The organism is Ruegeria sp. HKCCA5463 (genome assembly GCF_013034175.1).
Taxonomy (GTDB): domain Bacteria; phylum Pseudomonadota; class Alphaproteobacteria; order Rhodobacterales; family Rhodobacteraceae; genus Ruegeria.
This window is the reverse complement of record NZ_WQFL01000001.1, coordinates 1,024,846-1,039,866: the sequence shown is the minus strand read 5'-3', so window position 1 is coordinate 1,039,866 and position 15,021 is coordinate 1,024,846. Positions and strand designations below refer to the sequence as shown.

The 15,021-nt window shown below is 58.8% G+C and carries 17 protein-coding genes; 8 read left to right on the top strand and 9 right to left on the bottom strand.

Annotation, left to right across the window (positions count from 1 at the left end; all coding sequences use genetic code 11):
* Positions 1-130: 130 nt before the first annotated feature.
* Both GOW09_RS05205 and GOW09_RS05200 read left to right on the top strand, forming a co-directional pair.
* Positions 131-1,039: a MoxR family ATPase gene (locus GOW09_RS05205; protein WP_152457823.1), complete on the top strand. Its 909-nt coding sequence runs from the start codon at positions 131-133 to the stop codon at positions 1,037-1,039.
* Positions 1,040-1,045: 6 nt separating this feature from the next.
* Positions 1,046-2,305 (top strand): VWA domain-containing protein, encoded by a 1,260-nt coding sequence (locus tag GOW09_RS05200; RefSeq protein ID WP_171116180.1) that lies wholly within the window; start codon positions 1,046-1,048, stop codon positions 2,303-2,305.
* A gap of 4 nt (positions 2,306-2,309) precedes the next feature.
* On the opposite strand, the gene GOW09_RS05195 is transcribed toward GOW09_RS05200, so the two are convergent.
* Complete coding sequence (locus GOW09_RS05195) at positions 2,310-2,810, bottom strand: hypothetical protein (protein ID WP_152457825.1); 501 nt, start codon at positions 2,808-2,810, stop codon at positions 2,310-2,312.
* Positions 2,811-3,038: 228 nt separating this feature from the next.
* Here GOW09_RS05195 and GOW09_RS05190 point away from each other — a divergent pair, with 228 nt between their 5' ends.
* Together GOW09_RS05190 and GOW09_RS05185 are read left to right on the top strand one after the other, a co-directional pair.
* On the top strand, positions 3,039-4,007 hold the full coding sequence (locus GOW09_RS05190) for an XdhC family protein (protein WP_171116179.1): 969 nt from the start codon (positions 3,039-3,041) through the stop codon (positions 4,005-4,007).
* The gene (locus tag GOW09_RS05185) at positions 4,004-5,005 is read left to right on the top strand and encodes a molybdopterin-binding protein (RefSeq protein ID WP_171116177.1); all 1,002 of its coding nucleotides are present in this window, start codon (positions 4,004-4,006) and stop codon (positions 5,003-5,005) included. Before GOW09_RS05190 ends, GOW09_RS05185 begins: the two co-directional genes overlap by 4 nt.
* Positions 5,006-5,070: 65 nt before the next feature.
* Here GOW09_RS05185 and GOW09_RS05180 read toward each other — a convergent pair whose 3' ends face one another.
* Entirely contained in the window at positions 5,071-5,970 is a 900-nt protein-coding gene (locus GOW09_RS05180) for a MurR/RpiR family transcriptional regulator (RefSeq protein ID WP_171116175.1), read from the bottom strand.
* A gap of 88 nt (positions 5,971-6,058) precedes the next feature.
* On the opposite strand from GOW09_RS05180, the gene GOW09_RS05175 reads away from it, so the two are divergent.
* Genes GOW09_RS05175 through GOW09_RS05165 form a run of 3 tightly spaced genes read left to right on the top strand, consistent with a single transcriptional unit; the run spans position 6,059 to position 8,589 of the window.
* The gene (locus tag GOW09_RS05175) at positions 6,059-6,832 is read left to right on the top strand and encodes a 3-keto-5-aminohexanoate cleavage protein (RefSeq protein ID WP_171116173.1); all 774 of its coding nucleotides are present in this window, start codon (positions 6,059-6,061) and stop codon (positions 6,830-6,832) included.
* The gene (locus GOW09_RS05170; protein ID WP_171116171.1) at positions 6,829-8,145 is read left to right on the top strand and encodes an aspartate aminotransferase family protein; all 1,317 of its coding nucleotides are present in this window, start codon (positions 6,829-6,831) and stop codon (positions 8,143-8,145) included. Before GOW09_RS05175 ends, GOW09_RS05170 begins: the two co-directional genes overlap by 4 nt.
* 54 nt (positions 8,146-8,199) lie before the next feature.
* The gene (locus GOW09_RS05165; RefSeq protein ID WP_171116169.1) at positions 8,200-8,589 is read left to right on the top strand and encodes a hypothetical protein; all 390 of its coding nucleotides are present in this window, start codon (positions 8,200-8,202) and stop codon (positions 8,587-8,589) included.
* An 81-nt stretch (positions 8,590-8,670) separates the two neighbouring features.
* On the opposite strand, the gene infC is transcribed toward GOW09_RS05165, so the two are convergent.
* From infC to cobA, 7 genes are all read right to left on the bottom strand, one after another.
* Positions 8,671-9,219: a translation initiation factor IF-3 gene (gene infC / locus GOW09_RS05160; protein ID WP_152457832.1), complete on the bottom strand. Its 549-nt coding sequence runs from the start codon at positions 9,217-9,219 to the stop codon at positions 8,671-8,673.
* Between the two features lie 158 nt (positions 9,220-9,377).
* Positions 9,378-10,211, bottom strand: coding sequence for a ferredoxin--NADP reductase (locus GOW09_RS05155; protein ID WP_171116167.1), 834 nt, complete (start codon positions 10,209-10,211; stop codon positions 9,378-9,380).
* Between the two features lie 109 nt (positions 10,212-10,320).
* Positions 10,321-10,728: a DUF934 domain-containing protein gene (locus GOW09_RS05150; protein WP_171116164.1), complete on the bottom strand. Its 408-nt coding sequence runs from the start codon at positions 10,726-10,728 to the stop codon at positions 10,321-10,323.
* Positions 10,725-11,486 carry a phosphoadenylyl-sulfate reductase gene (locus GOW09_RS05145; RefSeq protein WP_171116163.1) on the bottom strand — a complete coding sequence of 254 codons (762 nt, stop codon included), beginning with the start codon at positions 11,484-11,486 and terminating at the stop codon, positions 10,725-10,727. The genes GOW09_RS05150 and GOW09_RS05145 overlap by 4 nt, the downstream gene beginning before the upstream one ends.
* On the bottom strand, positions 11,476-13,140 hold the full coding sequence (locus tag GOW09_RS05140) for a nitrite/sulfite reductase (protein WP_171116161.1): 1,665 nt from the start codon (positions 13,138-13,140) through the stop codon (positions 11,476-11,478). Before GOW09_RS05140 ends, GOW09_RS05145 begins: the two co-directional genes overlap by 11 nt.
* A 65-nt stretch (positions 13,141-13,205) precedes the next feature.
* Complete coding sequence (locus tag GOW09_RS05135; protein WP_152457837.1) at positions 13,206-13,520, bottom strand: DUF2849 domain-containing protein; 315 nt, start codon at positions 13,518-13,520, stop codon at positions 13,206-13,208.
* On the bottom strand, positions 13,520-14,296 hold the full coding sequence (gene cobA, locus GOW09_RS05130; RefSeq protein WP_171116159.1) for a uroporphyrinogen-III C-methyltransferase: 777 nt from the start codon (positions 14,294-14,296) through the stop codon (positions 13,520-13,522). Before cobA ends, GOW09_RS05135 begins: the two co-directional genes overlap by 1 nt.
* 144 nt (positions 14,297-14,440) lie before the next feature.
* Here cobA and GOW09_RS05125 point away from each other — a divergent pair, with 144 nt between their 5' ends.
* A complete protein-coding gene (locus GOW09_RS05125) occupies positions 14,441-14,923 on the top strand; it encodes an Lrp/AsnC family transcriptional regulator (protein WP_117869097.1) in 483 nt (160 codons plus the stop codon).
* Positions 14,924-15,021: the final 98 nt, after the last annotated feature.

Sequence of the window (15,021 nt, the reverse complement as noted above, 5' to 3'; positions counted from 1 at the left end):
CAACCAGCCCGGAACGAGTTGCCGAAAAAACTTGTCAACCAACCGGAACGTCGTAGCTCTGACAGGGGCTAGGGCCTTGACGCAAAGGCGCTTGCGTGACCTGTTTGTCCGCGAAGTAGAGAGGAATTCCATGACGCAGCCAAATTCCATCGATGCCGTGCAGCAGATGCTGGGACGTCAGGGCTATGTCTGCGGACGGGCCCTTGCCACGGTTGTGTTCCTGTCGCTGAAGCTTGGACGCCCGTTGTTTCTGGAAGGCGAAGCCGGAGTTGGAAAGACGGAAATCGCCAAGGCGCTGGCATCCGGTCTGAACCGCCGTTTGATCCGGTTGCAGTGCTACGAAGGTCTGGACGCGTCCTCGGCCGTTTACGAATGGAACTTTCCGGCGCAGATGGTTGCGATCCGAACGGCCGAAGCTTCGGGCGGGGCCGACCGGGGCGCGTTGCAGGCGGAACTGTTTTCGGATGAATACCTGATCGAACGCCCCTTGCTGCAAGCAATGCGCCCCGACGAAAACGGAGCACCGGTTCTTCTGATCGACGAACTGGACCGGACCGATGAACCGTTCGAAGCCTTTCTGCTGGAAGCTCTCAGTGATTTTCAGGTCACGATCCCTGAACTGGGCACCGTTGCAGCACCCCAACCACCCATTGTGATTGTCACGTCGAACCGGACCCGCGAAGTGCACGATGCGCTCAAGCGTCGCTGCCTGTATCACTGGGTCGATTATCCCGATTTCGAACGCGAGATCGAAATTCTGCACGCGCGCGCGCCCGAGGCCGCCGATGCGCTCAGCCGCGAAGTCGTGGCTTTCGTTCAGCGTCTGCGCACCGAGGACCTGTTCAAGAAACCCGGCGTGGCCGAAACCATTGACTGGGCCAAATGTCTGCTGGCGCTGGACGTGATGAACCTTAGCCCCGAGGTGATCGGTGACACGCTGGGGGCGATTCTGAAATATCAGGACGACATCCAGAAGCTGCAAGGGTCTGAGGCCAAGCGCATTCTGGATGAGGCCAAAGCGACGCTTGAACCGGCCTGACGCGCTATGGCCGAGCAAATCCCGCTGGAGATTCCCGACAACCCGAAGCTGGCGCAGAACATCACCCATTTTGCCCGCGCGCTGCGGAAGGCGGGGCTGCCGATTGGTCCGGGGCGGGTGATCGATGCAATTCGTGCGGTACAAGCCGCGGGTTTTACCCGGAAACGGGATTTCTACTGGACGCTGCACGCCTGTTTCGTGAACCGCCCCGAACATCGCACGGTGTTTGCGCAGGTCTTCCGAATGTACTGGCGCGACCCGCGATACATGGAACACATGATGGCCATGATGCTTCCTGCCATTCGGGGCGTGCAAGAGGAGCGTAAGGCGGATGCCGGTGAAAAGCGCGCAGCCGAGGCCCTGCTGGATGGTATCGAACGTGACGCGCCCCAGCCGGCTGCGCAAGACGAGGGCGAAACCGAAATCGAGATTGACGCCACGCAAACGGCATCGTCCGAAGAGCGTCTTCGCAACCTGGACTTCGAACAGATGAGCACCGCAGAAATCGCGCAAGCCAAACGCGTATTGGCGCGGATGACCCTGCCGGTCAAACCCATTGAGTCGCGCCGCGGACAGGCCAGTCATCTGGGGCACCGTATCGACCGTGCCCGCACCTTGCGCGCAGCCATGCGGCAAGGGGGCGAGTTGCGTGACATCGCCCGGCTACAACCCAAACCGCGATGGCCAAATCTAGTTGCGCTTTGCGATATCTCGGGCTCGATGAGCCAGTACAGCCGTGTCATCCTGCATTTCCTGCACACGGTCTCGAACGCCAAGGGGGCGGGTTGGGCCAAGGTTCATGCCTTCACGTTCGGCACGCGCCTGACCAACATAACCCGCCACTTGCATCATCGGGATGTCGACGCAGCGCTCGCCGCTGCCGGGGCCGAGGCACAGGACTGGGAAGGGGGCACACGCATCGGCGACTGTCTGCATCAGTTCAACAGAGATTGGTCAAGACGTGTCATGGGGCAAGGTGCAGTTGTTCTTTTGATCACCGACGGTTTGGAACGGGGTGACCCGGAGAGCCTTGAGAAAGAGATCGAGCGGCTGCACCTGTCTTCCAAACGCCTGATCTGGCTGAACCCTCTGCTGCGCTGGGACGGGTTTGCCCCCAAGGCGCAGGGTGTGGCGGCCATGCTGCCCCATGTCGACAGTTTCAGGGCAGGGCACTCGATTGCCTCGCTCGAGGATCTGGCCGCCGTGATTTCACAACCTGACGACCAGGGGCAGAAAGCACGGCTGATGGCCGCGCTTTCCGATTAGACCGTTACGACAACTGTTCTTCGTTGCACTTCCGGGCCATTTCCATGGCCTTGTAGGTGCCGGTCAGATCGACGGTAAATGCATAGGATGTCTCGGGGAACACGATCATGACCTTTTTCTTGGCCAGATCATCCGCGAATTGAGGGTTGTCTGACAGAACATAGCCGCCGGAATAGCCCTTGGTGATGTTGCCTTTCATACCTGTGGCTTCACCCAGATAGATGTTGTCCCCGATCAGGATGGCCACTTCTTGTGTTTCGCCACGTTTGATGTCGGTATCGGCTTTCGTGAATACCCCCACATACCCCACGCCGCGATCTTCGGTCAGGCCCATCTGAACGACATTTTCCGCGTCGTCCACGGCCTCGATCAGGCAGGATTTCTTTTCGTTGTCGATGAAGACTTTCCAGCCCTCGACCTCTCCATAACGTTCGAATGTGTCAGCCCACGCTGCGGTCGAAGTCAAAAGGCCAACCACTGCGCCCAGTGCAAGATAATGTTTCAACTGCTTGTCTCCGAAAAAATGTGTTTGGTATGCAGCTTGGGCAACTGGCCCGCTGCCCGCACAAGCTAAAACCCGGGCCCATAACAATCAATACTATGATTTATTGAATATTGTTCAGGCTTTAGCATCGGCTTGCAGGGTTCAACATGGACGTTTTGACAGGGGCGTTGCGCTTTTCATCCCGCCAATCCTGCCTATGTTGGAGGCAGACGACGTCTGGAGGTCCTGATGGAACGATTCGACAACAGCCCGGAAACGGCATTGAAGTGGCACCGCAATGGCAGCGGCGCCGCGCTTGCCACGGTTGTCGAAACCTGGGGCAGCGCGCCACGCCGGGTGGGTTCCCAGCTGGTGATCGGCGGCGATGGTCGGATCGAGGGCTCTGTGTCTGGCGGCTGTGTCGAAGGCGCGGTGATCGTCGAGGCGCTTGAGGCCATTGACGAAGGCGAAGCCCGCTTGCTGGAATTCGGAGTGAGCGACGAAGATGCATTTGCGGTCGGGCTGGCCTGTGGCGGGACCATTCGCGTTCTTGTCGAACCCGTTGGAAAGGTGCTGCCTGAACCGATGCTTGCGGAACTGGTTGCAGCCCGCGCAGCGCGTGAACCAATCGCTTACGAAGTCAACATCGATACCGGGCACAGAGCCTTGCGTCGTAACGCCTATGCGGAACGGCTGCGCATGGATCGGTCTGGTTTTGAAGAAGATGGTCAGACCTTTGTGGCTGTTCACAACCCGCCGCTGCGATTGATCGTTGTTGGTGCGGTGCATATCGCACAGGCATTGGTGCCGATGGCGCGAATTGCCGGGTATGATCCGGCCATAATAGACCCGCGCGACGCGTTTGCATCCAGCGCCCGTTTTCCGGGGGAAACGATCCTTACGGATTGGCCGGATGAGGCCGTTGCAAAACTCGGGTTGGATGCGCGCACCGCAATTGTCCTGCTGACACATGATCCAAAGCTGGATGATCCGGCATTGCAAGCTGCACTGGATGCGGATGTGTTCTATATCGGTGCATTGGGATCGACACGCACCCATTCCAAACGCGTCGAACGTATGAAGGCGGCGGGTTTCAGTGATGAGCAAATCTCGAGGATTCATGGGCCAATCGGGTTGTATATCGGGGCTGCCGGCCCATCCGAGATTGCCGTTGCAATTCTGGCGCAGATGACGGCCGTTCTGCGAGGCAAGGCATGAGGTTTGGTCCGGTACCCGTCTCCGAAGCAAAAGGCGCCATTCTGGCCCATTCGGCGACGGCTGACGGTCAAAAGCTGCGCAAGGGGCTGTCACTGCAAGCAGAGCATGTGGCGCAGTTGACGCAGGCGGGCATCCGCGAAGTGATCGTTGCGCGCCTTGAACCCGGCGATTGTCACGAAGACGAGGCCGCACGTCGTTTGGCCGCAGCTCTTGCGCCAGATGCGGCGTCGGCCAATCTGCGCGTGACCGACGCGTTCACCGGCCGGGTCAACCTGTTGGCGGACGGGCCGGGCGTGGCGGTTCTGGATGTGGATGCGTTGGAAATGTTCAATCAGGTCAACCCGATGATCACGGTTGCGACGGTTCCGCAATACCAGCAGATGGGCCCGAATGGCATGGTCGCCACCATCAAGGTCATCTCATATGCCGTGCCAGAGGCTGATGTTCGGCGGGCCGCCAATTTGGCGCAAGGGGCCGTGCGTCTGGCAAGACCCGTTCACAAGACGGCAGGTTTGATCGTCACCGATATCCGCGGCGGCCCGCCCAACGACAAGGGGATCGCCGCCATTCGCGGACGGACCGAAGCCCTGGGTCTGGATTTGTGTGATGTGCAGATCGTGCCGCATCGCGTGGATGCGCTGGCCAAGGCGGTTTCCAGAACGACCGGTGATCTGCTCATGATCCTGACCGGATCCGCGACCTCGGATCCGGACGATGTTGCCCCGTCTGCTGTTCGGTTTGCCGGCGGGCGGGTGGATCGGTTCGGGATGCCGGTTGATCCGGGAAACCTGCTGTTTCTGGGTGCGATGCAGGATCGACCGGTGATCGGGTTGCCCGGATGCGCGCGATCTTCGGCGTTGAACGGGGCGGATTGGGTTCTGTCACGGGTTGCCTGCGGGATCAAAACGACCGGATCGGATATTGCCGGAATGGGTGTCGGAGGATTGCTGAAGGAAATCCCGACCAGACCGCAGCCGCGCGCCAAACGAAAAGAATGATCCGCCGCTGATCCTGAGCGGGGCTGAATTCTGAGGTTGACCCCAGAGGCTTTGACCGAACCGGCTTATGGTTTTCTGAGCTTTGGCAATACGCCGGGTCGCCAATACGCACCGGTATCTTCCCGCGCTTTCTGATAGGCATCCACTCTTTCTCTGGCGGTCTCTCCGCCGGCGTCAAACAAATGGCCCAGCAGGCATTCAAGAACAGCCATTGCCCCCGAAAAACTGGAAAACGGGTGTAGGGTTCGCGTGCTGACAGGCAGGACGACATCCGGTTCAACCCCCGGGGCGATGACCTCGCTATCCGACAACAGGACGATGCGCATCGACCGGTCACGAGCATACCGCATCGCCTGAATCGTGTCGGCGGAATAGGGGTGAACCGTGATGGCAAACAGACAATCCTCGGCGGTGGCTTCGACCAGATCGTCGATGGCCGAACCCATGTGGCGGGGCACCAGCTGAAGCCCGGGATGGGCCATGCGGGCGGCGTAGTGAAAGTAATAGGCCAGCGCGTGGCTGGATCGTGTGGCCGTCACATAACAGCGGCGCGCCGACCTGATGTGCGCGACGGCCTGTTGCGTCAACTGGGGGACCATGAGGCGCAGCGATCTGGCCACGACATTTATTTCGTTCTGCGCAAATCGTGCCTGCGCCGCACCAAACTGTCCTTGTTCCTTTAGGTGTTCCAGCCAATCCTGCCCAAACCTGTCCTCACCATCGGTTGTCAGAGCGTTTCGAAATGGGCGCCGAAAAGCGTCAAAGCTGTCATACCCCATGCGTTGCGCCAGCCGGATCAGAACGTTCGAGCTGATGCCGATACGATCGGTGGTGGTGCGGATCGAATTCAACGCGAACTCGGCGGGATGATCGATGATGTACTTTACAGCGACCTGCATTTGCGCAGGCATTTCATCGATCTCGCGGCGCATTTGCGTAACGATGGCAGTTAGAGCGCGGGTCATGCGGCAAGCAAAACATATGTTTTCCAATTGGTAAATTGAAAACGAAACTTGAGCTCATTAGCTGAAGACAGACGAACACGAGGGCGCAATGACCGAGAGCACAGTGAAAACCACCGGGCAGCCATATATACTGGTTGCTCCGAACGGGGCCCGGCGGGGCCGAGCGGATCACCCGGGCTTGCCAGTCACGACGGATCAGATCGTCGCAACGGCGCAGAGCTGCCACGAGGCTGGTGCGAATGGCATACACCTGCATGTGCGGGATGCCGACGGACACCACACGTTGGATGCCGGATTGTATCGCGAAACAATCGCGGAACTGAAAAGGGTGGTGCCGGGCATGGATGTTCAGATCACCACCGAGGCAGCAGGCGTGTTCGACGTCTCGTCGCAGTTTGACTGCCTGCAACGGGTCCGGCCTGAATGGGCCTCGATTTCAGTCCGGGAAATCGCGCGGGCCCTTGATCTTGCGCCTCGGGTCTATGCGCTATGTGCGGCTCAGGGCACGCGGGTTCAGCATATTCTCTACGACTTGGAAGATGTGAAGCTGCTGGAAGACTGGCAGTCAAAAGGTATCGTCCAGCCGGACCAGACAGACCGATTGCTTGTGTTGGGACGCTACAGTCAGAACCAGCAATCCGTGCCAGCGGATCTGGATGCGTTTCCGTCCAGCCCGGCCAATTGGATGGTGTGCGCCTTTGGGACGCAGGAACATGATTGTCTTGCCGAAACAGCGCGGCGCGGCGGTGACTTGCGTGTTGGATTCGAAAACAGCCTGACGGCACCGGATGGCACGCTCTGGACGGACAACGCGGCCTCGGTCGCGGCTTTGGTTGAAACACTTGGAAGGACCGGAACATGAGTCATGTTTTCCCACGCCACACCAAATCTGAACTTCCCGTCGCAGCGGGTGGCGACGGCGCTTACCTGATCGATGCCGACGGCAAGCGATATCTGGATTGCGGCGATGCGGCCGTGTCCTGTCTGGGGCATTCCAACCCGGCAGTGATCCGGGCCGTGCAACAGCAGGTGGAACAGATCGCATTTGCCCATACCGGGTTCATGACCTCGGAACCGGCCGAGGCATTGGCCGATCTGCTGATCCAGCACGCGCCGGGGGATTTGGACCGGGTGTATTTCGTATCGGGCGGGTCCGAGGCGACCGAAGCGGCCATCAAATTGGCGCGCCAGTATTTTCTGGAAATCGGGCAGCCCGAGCGCCGCCACGTGATCGCGCGCAAGCAAAGCTATCATGGCAACACTCTGGGGGCCTTGTCTGCCGGGGGAAACGCCTGGAGACGGGCCCAATTCGCACCGATGCTGATCGAAATGACCCATATCTCGGCCTGCTATGAATATGCCGAAAAGCCCGAGGGTGAGAGCAGCTTTGACTATGGTCAGCGCGTCGCCAACGAGCTGGAGGCGGAAATTCTGCGCCTTGGTCCCGAAACGGTTATGGCTTTCATGGCCGAGCCGGTTGTCGGTGCTACGCTTGGCGCGGTTCCGGCGGTTGAGGGGTATTTCAAACGCATCCGGGAAATCTGCGACCAATATGGCGTGCTGTTGATTCTGGATGAAGTGATGTGTGGCATGGGGCGCACCGGTCATCTGTTCGCCTGCGATCACGACGGAGTTGCACCGGATATTCTGTGCATCGCCAAAGGGTTGGGCGCAGGCTATCAACCGATCGGGGCGATGCTGTGCACCGATGAAATCTATGGCGCAATTCGCGATGGGTCGGGGTTTTTCCAACATGGGCACACCTATATCGGCCATCCTGTCGCCACGGCTGCGGCTCTTGCGGTGGTCCGTGAACTGACAGAGGGTGATTTACCGGCGCGCGCCGGACGCATGGGCAGCAAACTGCATTCCGCACTGGAAGCCGCGTTTGGACAGCACCCGAACGTGGGCGATTTGCGTGGCCGCGGCCTGTTCCGGGGCGTGGAATTGGTGGCGGATCGCGAGACGAAGACCCCCTTTGATCCATCGTTGGGCATTGCCGGAAAGATAAAGAAGGCGGCGCTGGCCGAAGGGTTGATCTGTTATCCCATGGCGGGCACCCGGGATGGCCGGAACGGAGACCATATACTTCTTGCGCCGCCATTCATCATAAATGACGAGCAGATAGGCGAACTTGTCAGCAAACTGGAACGCTCTTTTTCAGCCGTTCTCTGACAATACCGTGAGCACCCTGTTTGCCTGCGACACGTTTGTTATGTGTCGTGGGCTATGGAATTGGAAAAGGCGACGTCCATGGTGCTGGATATCTGGCGCAGTTTCCGAACGCTCCCTGTGTGGGTGCAGGTCTGGGTAGCCGTTGTTTTGGTGCCGGTAAACCTGCTTCCGTTGGCATTTCTGGATCAGCCACAGGGGCACCTGATTGCATTGCTTGCAATTTCAGGCATGGCGCTGAACGTGCCTATCATGTTGGGTGCACGCGGGATGAGCGGTGCGATGGCCTTGCCGCACATTCTGTGCTGGGTGCCGTTGGTCATCATCGCGACGCTTCTGCTGTTTTCTGAAGACCCCCTGAGCCCAGCCTTTGCCGGCTTTCTCCGGGGGCTTCTGATCGTCGATATCACCTCGCTGGTGTTCGATTTCCGGGATGCGGCCCGTTGATTGCGCAGCAGGCATGCGCCCTGAGCAAAAAAGCCCCTTCAAGAGAGAAGGGGCTTGGACCGTTTCGATCTTTGGACCGGATTATTTCTGCGGCAGCGGGCCGATCATCATGATCATCTGACGGCCTTCCATCTTGGGCATGTTTTCAATCTTGCCCAAGTCCTTGACGTCCTCGGCAACGCGCTCCAGCAATTCGCGGCCCAGGTTCTGGTGTGCCATTTCGCGACCGCGAAAACGCAGGGTAACTTTGACCTTGTCGCCGTTTTCCAGAAACTTGAAGACGTTGCGCATCTTGACGTCATAGTCATGCGTGTCAGTGTTGGGTCGGAACTTGACCTCTTTCACCTCGATGATCTTTTGCTTCTTGCGGGCTTCGGCTTCGCGTTTCTGCGTTTCGTATTTGAATTTGCCGAAGTCCATGATCTTGCAGACCGGTGGGTTCGCATTGGGCGAAATTTCGACCAGATCAAGACCGGCATCGGCGGCCATCTGCATGGCTTTGGCGGGATGAACCACCCCGACATTTTCACCTTCGGCGCCAATCAGGCGAATTTCGGGGGCACGGATCTTATCATTGACGCGCGGGCCGGTGTCTCGTTGTGGCGGCGCGTTGTGAGGTCTGCGAGCTATGGGTTCATTCCTTTGATAATTGCAGAATTTCGAGCCCGGAATTTAAACCGGGCCGGGCCACACTTCAAGCGGCATAAACACCGGCAGTTGCGAAAAAACAGTGTTTTGTCCGCTGATTTTTGCGTTCGGGGCTGCAAAGCTCCGAACGCATGGTGCCTTTAGCCGACAAAGGCCTTTTCGATCACGAACTCTTTGGGTTCGGAATTCGCGCCCTCACGCAGACCAAAACCTTCAAGGATTTCCTTGATGTCCAGGTTGAAAGCCAGCGAACCGCAGACCATGGCGCGATCGGTTTCGGGCTTGATCCCGCCTTCGATGCCCAGATCGCTGAACACGGTGCCGTCCTTCAGCAGGTCGGTGATCCGGCCCATCTTGGGGCTCTCTTCGCGCGTGGTTGTCGGGTAGTAGCGGATCTTGTCAACAAAGCCTTCGCCAATAAGTTCGGCCAGCATTTCATCCTGACGGATGCTGTCGATCAATTGGCGGCCATATTCCAGTTCGGCCACTTCGCGGCAGGTATGGGTGATGATCACCTCGTCATAATCTTCATATGTTTGCGGTTCACGCAACAACGAAGCAAACGGGGCAAAGCCAGTGCCGGTGGCAAAGAACCAGATGCGTTTGCCCGGCAGCAGGGCGTCATGCACCAACGTGCCAACCGGCTTGGGGCGCAGGATGATCTGGTCGCCGGGCTTGATATGCTGAAGCTTCGACGTCAGCGGGCCGTTCTGAACCTTGATCGAATAGAACTCCAGCTCATCGTCCCACGACGGCGAAGCGATTGAATAGGCGCGCAGCAATGGCTTGCCATTGTCGCCCAGCAGACCAATCATCACGAACTCGCCCGAGCGGAAACGCAGCGTGGCGGGGCGCGTCACCTTGAAAGAGAACAGGCTGTCGGTCCAATGCTTGACCTCGGTTACAGTTTGCGCGTCCGGCAGGACCGGGGCCTTCACGGCAGTTGCTTCGCTCACGGGCTTCATCTCTGTCATCGTTTACCTGCCGGTCTGCTAAACCGACATCTCCGTTTAATCTTTGATCCAAGTCAGGAAAAGGGGACAGATTGCCCCCTATGTGTCACAAGCCGGCGATGGGCGGCTTTTAACCGCGCAAACGCGCCTGATAGTTGTTCTCTTTCCAGTTGGCCCGGGAAAGCCACTGATCTTCGGGCTGGCGATCTGCCAGGTCTCCGTCAATCTCAACTTCGTCAAAGCCGCAGCGACGTGCCATGGCATATTGGTCTGCCAGAACATGACCCTTGGCGCGCAAGCGTCCCGTATAGCCCTTAAGGCGCAGGGTGCGAGCGATGGTAAAGCCGCGACCGTCGGCAAAGGATGGAAAATCCACCCGGACCAGCTTGGCACTGCCCAAGCGGTCAAAAAGCTCATCCGGGTCCGTGTCCGAGCTGACGTCCAGCGCAACCACGTCATTTGCGGCATCATCCAGAGTGACAAAGCCGTCGGTCCAGTCATCGGGCGAAAAGCCCTCATCCGTTACGATTACGTTCATGTTTTCTCTCCGATGCGCACCATCTTGCCATCGACAAAATGAATGCCGCATTCTTCCTTGTTCTGATCGCGCCAGCGCCCGGCGCGGGGGTCTTCGCCTTCCTTCACCGGTGAAGTGCAGGGCGCACAGCCGATCGATGGGTATCCCTTGGCCACCAGCGGATGCCGGGGCAGGTTGTTTTCTTCCATATAGGCGCGCACATCGTCCGGCGCCCAATGGGCCAGCGGATTGACCTTGATCCGGCCCGTGCCGTCTTCGACCTCGAAAAACTCGAGCGCGGCGCGCGTGCCGGACTGAAACCGTTTTCGGCCGGTAATCCAACCGCAATACCCGGTCAGGGCTTGCTGCAAGGGAAAGGTCTTGCGCAAGTTGCAGCACGCATCCGTATCCCGCAGGCGCAGCGCGCCATAGGGGTCTTCGCGTTGCAGTTCTTCGTCATCTGCCCGGATGATCCGGATGTTCCTGAGACCCAGACGCTCGCTGACTTCCTGCTGGTATTCCAGCGTTTCGGTGAACAGCAATTGGGTATCCACGAACAACACCGGCGTCATCTTGTCGATCACCGCAGCCATGTGCAGCAGCACCACCGATTCCGCACCAAAGCTTGAGACCAGAGCAAGCGCATCGATCTCTTCAAGGGCGCCATGCATCACGTCATGGGCGCTGTGGTGACGGAACCGGGCATTCAATGCGTTGACCTTCTCGGTCAGGTCGCTGCGGTCTTTGCCCAGTTCCGTTTGGATCAGATCAAGCGGCATTCGCCCGAGCCTCGGGGTAGAGAGCGGCCTTGAACGGCTCCATGCCGACGCGGCGATAGGTCATCAGAAGAGTTTCTTCAGCACTCTCGCGCAGATCCAGGTAGGTGTCGACGATGCGTTCCACGGCCGGCACGATCTCGTCATAGGCAAAGCCCGGACCGGTGCGGTCGCCGATCGCTGCCGTCTCAGTGGCGTCGCCACCCAGTGTGATCTGGTAGTTTTCGACGCCTGCACGATCCAGGCCCAGGATGCCGATATGGCCCACATGGTGGTGGCCGCAGGCGTTGATGCAGCCCGAGATCTTGATCTTCAGGTGCCCGATGTCATGCTCCAGCTTCAACTCTTCAAAGCGGGTCGCGATTTCCTGAGCAACCGGGATCGAGCGGGCCGTCGCCAGCGCGCAGTAATCCATGCCGGGGCAGGCGATGATATCGCTGATCAGGCCGATATTGGCGGTGGCCAGTTCGTGCTGTTTCAGCTTGGCGTGAATCGCGGGCAGGTCCGATTTGTGGACATGCGGCAGGATCACGTTCTGCTCGTGGCTGATACGCAGCTCATCATAGGCGAATTCTTCGGCCAGATCGGCCATCACGCGCATCTGCTCGGCGGTCGCATCACCCGGCGTCTGGCCGTGTTTCTTGATCGAGATCGTAACGATCGCGTGGTCCGCGTTCTTGTGCGGCGCGATGTTGGTATCGACCCACGACCGGAAAACCGGATCGTTGGAATAGGCACTTTCAAACGACGCAACCGAACCTTCGCGGAAGGCCGGAGGCGCAAAATGGCCCTTGATCTCATCCAGCAGCGCCATGTCGGCGCCCTTGAACTGTGGGCGAACCTGCAAGAAACGTTCATTCACCTTGGCGCGGATGGCGTCGATGCCGTGTTCATGCACGGTGATCTTGATGCGCGCCTTGTACTTGTTGTCGCGGCGACCGATCTGGTTCCAGACCGACACTGTGGCTTCCAGATAGGCCAGCAGATCATCGAATGCGACGAATTCGGACAGTTCCTTGCCGATCATGGGCGTCCGGCCCAGGCCGCCACCGACGATGACGCGCGCACCCAGAACGCCGTCACGTTCGACCAGTTGCAGGCCGATGTCATGCGCTTTGATCACGGCGCGGTCGTTTTCCGAACCGATGATGGCGATCTTGAACTTGCGCGGCATGAACTGGAACTCCGGGTGGTCGGTCGACCACTGACGCAGCAGTTCGGCATAGGGGCGCGGGTCGGCGACCTCATCCGCGGCGGCACCGGCGAAATGGTCGGCGGTCACGTTGCGGATGGTGTTGCCCGAGGTCTGGATGGCGTGCATGCCGACCTCGGCCAGCGCGTCCAGCATGTCTGGCACATCTTTCAGTTTCGGCCAGTTGTACTGGATGTTCTGACGGGTGGTGAAATGACCATAGCCCTTGTCCCACTTTTCAGCCAGCAGGGCCAGTTGACGCATTTGCGCGCTGTTCAGCGTGCCGTAGGGAATGGCGACTCGCAGCATGTATGCGTGCAATTGCAGATACAGGCCGTTCATCAGGCGCAAAGGCTTGAATTCATCTTCGGTCAGCGAACCGTCGATGCGGCGCTCGACCTGAGCGCGGAACTGCGCGTTACGCTCTGCCAGAAAATCTTTGTCAAACTCGGAGTAGCGATACATGTCTAGCTGTCCTTGGTTGCAGCCCCGAACCTGGGGCCTTGAAGGGGAGAGAGAAGGGCCAGAGGTCAGGCCCGGGGCTGCGGGGAAGTTTCCTGTTTGCCGTGGGCATAGTTGGACGGACCAGTGCGGCGGAAGTCTTCCCGGAAATGGGTGGGCTCGGGGCCGTTTTCGCCAGCGACGGCATCGGCCAGATAAGCGCCCACGATTTTGTTTGCCTGACGCGCGGCATCCAGCAGGCGAACCTGCGCATGCGCCTCGTCGGTGATCAGTTCTGCTTCGCTCAGGTCACGAGACCAGCGGTCATCTTCCGTCAGATAAATCACGTCACCTTCGAGCAAGTCATTTGCAGTGACGACTTTGGGGGTAAAAGCGCGGGCCATCAGGCAAGCTCCTTGTTGAATTCGGTTACAGCCTGCGCCGCTTCGCGCGGGGCAAGGCCATAGAAGGTCAGGGCCGGTCCATCCATTTCGGCGGCGGCCAGATCGGTGGGCAATTGGTCCAAGGTGGTGGCCAAAATCCGTTGGTCGGGACGCGATGCATTCTCGACCAGGGTAATGGGGTTGGTGCGATCGGCGCCGTGCATGATCAGACGGCCCTGAATGAACCGAGCGGATTTCTTGCCCATGTAGATTGCCGCCACGGAACCGGCCTGAGCCAGAGCGTTCCAATCGTGATCCGCGAATCCTTGCATGTCGTGCCCGGTCAAAAAACGCACCGATGAGTTGCGTCCGCGGCGGGTCAAGCTTTGACCGATGCCAGCCACTGCGGCAGAGGCCGCCGTGATGCCGGGAATGATCTGCCAGGAAATACCGGCCGCATCGACGGCCTCGATTTCTTCGTCCAGGCGGCCAAAGATTGTGGGATCCCCCGATTTGAGACGCACCACACGGTTGCCATTCAGGGCGTGTTCAACCAGAAGCGCGTCGATATCGCTTTGCTTCCACGAGGGGCCGAACCCGGCCTTGCCGACATCGACCAAAGCGGCGTTCTGGGCGGCAACGTCCAGCACAGGCTTGCTGATCAGGCGATCATGCAGCACCACATCCGCGCGCTCGAATGCGGCCAACGCCTTGAGCGTCAGCAATTCGGGGTCACCGGGTCCGGCGCCGACAAAGTCGACATGACCTTTGGGCTTGGTTGTGTGAAAATCCTGCATCGGATCGTCTCGGACATTGTTTGACTTGACCCTTAATATAGGAAATATTCCCACCAAAGCGCCATATCGCCGCTGAAATAAGGACAAGTGTTCCGATTTTCGGGAAAACCGGAACAGGGGTGTCGAAACAGAAGGAAAATTGGAATGTCGGTGCGGATAGATGACACGGATCGAAAAATTCTGGCCGAGCTGCAACGGGACGCAGGACAATCATTGGACGAAATTGCGGCTCGGGTCGGTAGTTCAAAGACGCCTGTCTGGAATCGCATTCGCAAGCTCAAGGGGGCGGGAATCATCGGCCAGCAAACGGTGCTGCTGGATGCCGAGGCACTTGGGTTCGAAGCCACCTTTTTTGTTTTGATCCGCACCTCGGAACATGAGGCGGACTGGCAACGTAAATTCCTGAAAGCATTGAAGGATCACCCCGAAGTGCAAGAGGCGCACCGGTTGGCGGGTGATATCGACTATATCCTGAAAGTCCGGGTCAAGAACGCACGTGCCTATGATCAGTTCTATCAGTCGCTCATCTCGGAGGTGCGCGTGCACAATGTCACGGCGTTGCTGTCCATGGAAGAGATCAAGTCCACGACGATGTTGCCGCTGAATGCGTTGGCAGAGGGGGCCTAGAACACTCGACCGTGGCTCCTCCGCCAGTGTCTTTCAGGGGTCTTTGAGCCAGATGAACTGATGGGTGTTTTCATCCGGCCGGAAGCAAAATCGCCGGA

Bases quoted from the DNA above. Each gene is read 5' to 3' on its own strand.
- GOW09_RS05205 (WP_152457823.1), top strand. From the start codon at position 131: ATGACGCAGCCAAATTCCATCGATGCCGTGCAGCAGATGCTGGGACGT.
- GOW09_RS05200 (WP_171116180.1), top strand. From the start codon at position 1,046: ATGGCCGAGCAAATCCCGCTGGAGATTCCCGACAACCCGAAGCTGGCG.
- GOW09_RS05190 (WP_171116179.1), top strand. From the start codon at position 3,039: ATGGAACGATTCGACAACAGCCCGGAAACGGCATTGAAGTGGCACCGC.
- GOW09_RS05185 (WP_171116177.1), top strand. From the start codon at position 4,004: ATGAGGTTTGGTCCGGTACCCGTCTCCGAAGCAAAAGGCGCCATTCTG.
- GOW09_RS05180 (WP_171116175.1), bottom strand. From the start codon at position 5,970: ATGACCCGCGCTCTAACTGCCATCGTTACGCAAATGCGCCGCGAGATC.
- GOW09_RS05175 (WP_171116173.1), top strand. From the start codon at position 6,059: ATGACCGAGAGCACAGTGAAAACCACCGGGCAGCCATATATACTGGTT.
- GOW09_RS05170 (WP_171116171.1), top strand. From the start codon at position 6,829: ATGAGTCATGTTTTCCCACGCCACACCAAATCTGAACTTCCCGTCGCA.
- GOW09_RS05165 (WP_171116169.1), top strand. From the start codon at position 8,200: ATGGAATTGGAAAAGGCGACGTCCATGGTGCTGGATATCTGGCGCAGT.
- GOW09_RS05155 (WP_171116167.1), bottom strand. From the start codon at position 10,211: ATGACAGAGATGAAGCCCGTGAGCGAAGCAACTGCCGTGAAGGCCCCG.
- GOW09_RS05150 (WP_171116164.1), bottom strand. From the start codon at position 10,728: ATGAACGTAATCGTAACGGATGAGGGCTTTTCGCCCGATGACTGGACC.
- GOW09_RS05145 (WP_171116163.1), bottom strand. From the start codon at position 11,486: ATGCCGCTTGATCTGATCCAAACGGAACTGGGCAAAGACCGCAGCGAC.
- GOW09_RS05140 (WP_171116161.1), bottom strand. From the start codon at position 13,140: ATGTATCGCTACTCCGAGTTTGACAAAGATTTTCTGGCAGAGCGTAAC.
- GOW09_RS05135 (WP_152457837.1), bottom strand. From the start codon at position 13,520: ATGGCCCGCGCTTTTACCCCCAAAGTCGTCACTGCAAATGACTTGCTC.
- cobA (WP_171116159.1), bottom strand. From the start codon at position 14,296: ATGCAGGATTTTCACACAACCAAGCCCAAAGGTCATGTCGACTTTGTC.
- GOW09_RS05125 (WP_117869097.1), top strand. From the start codon at position 14,441: ATGTCGGTGCGGATAGATGACACGGATCGAAAAATTCTGGCCGAGCTG.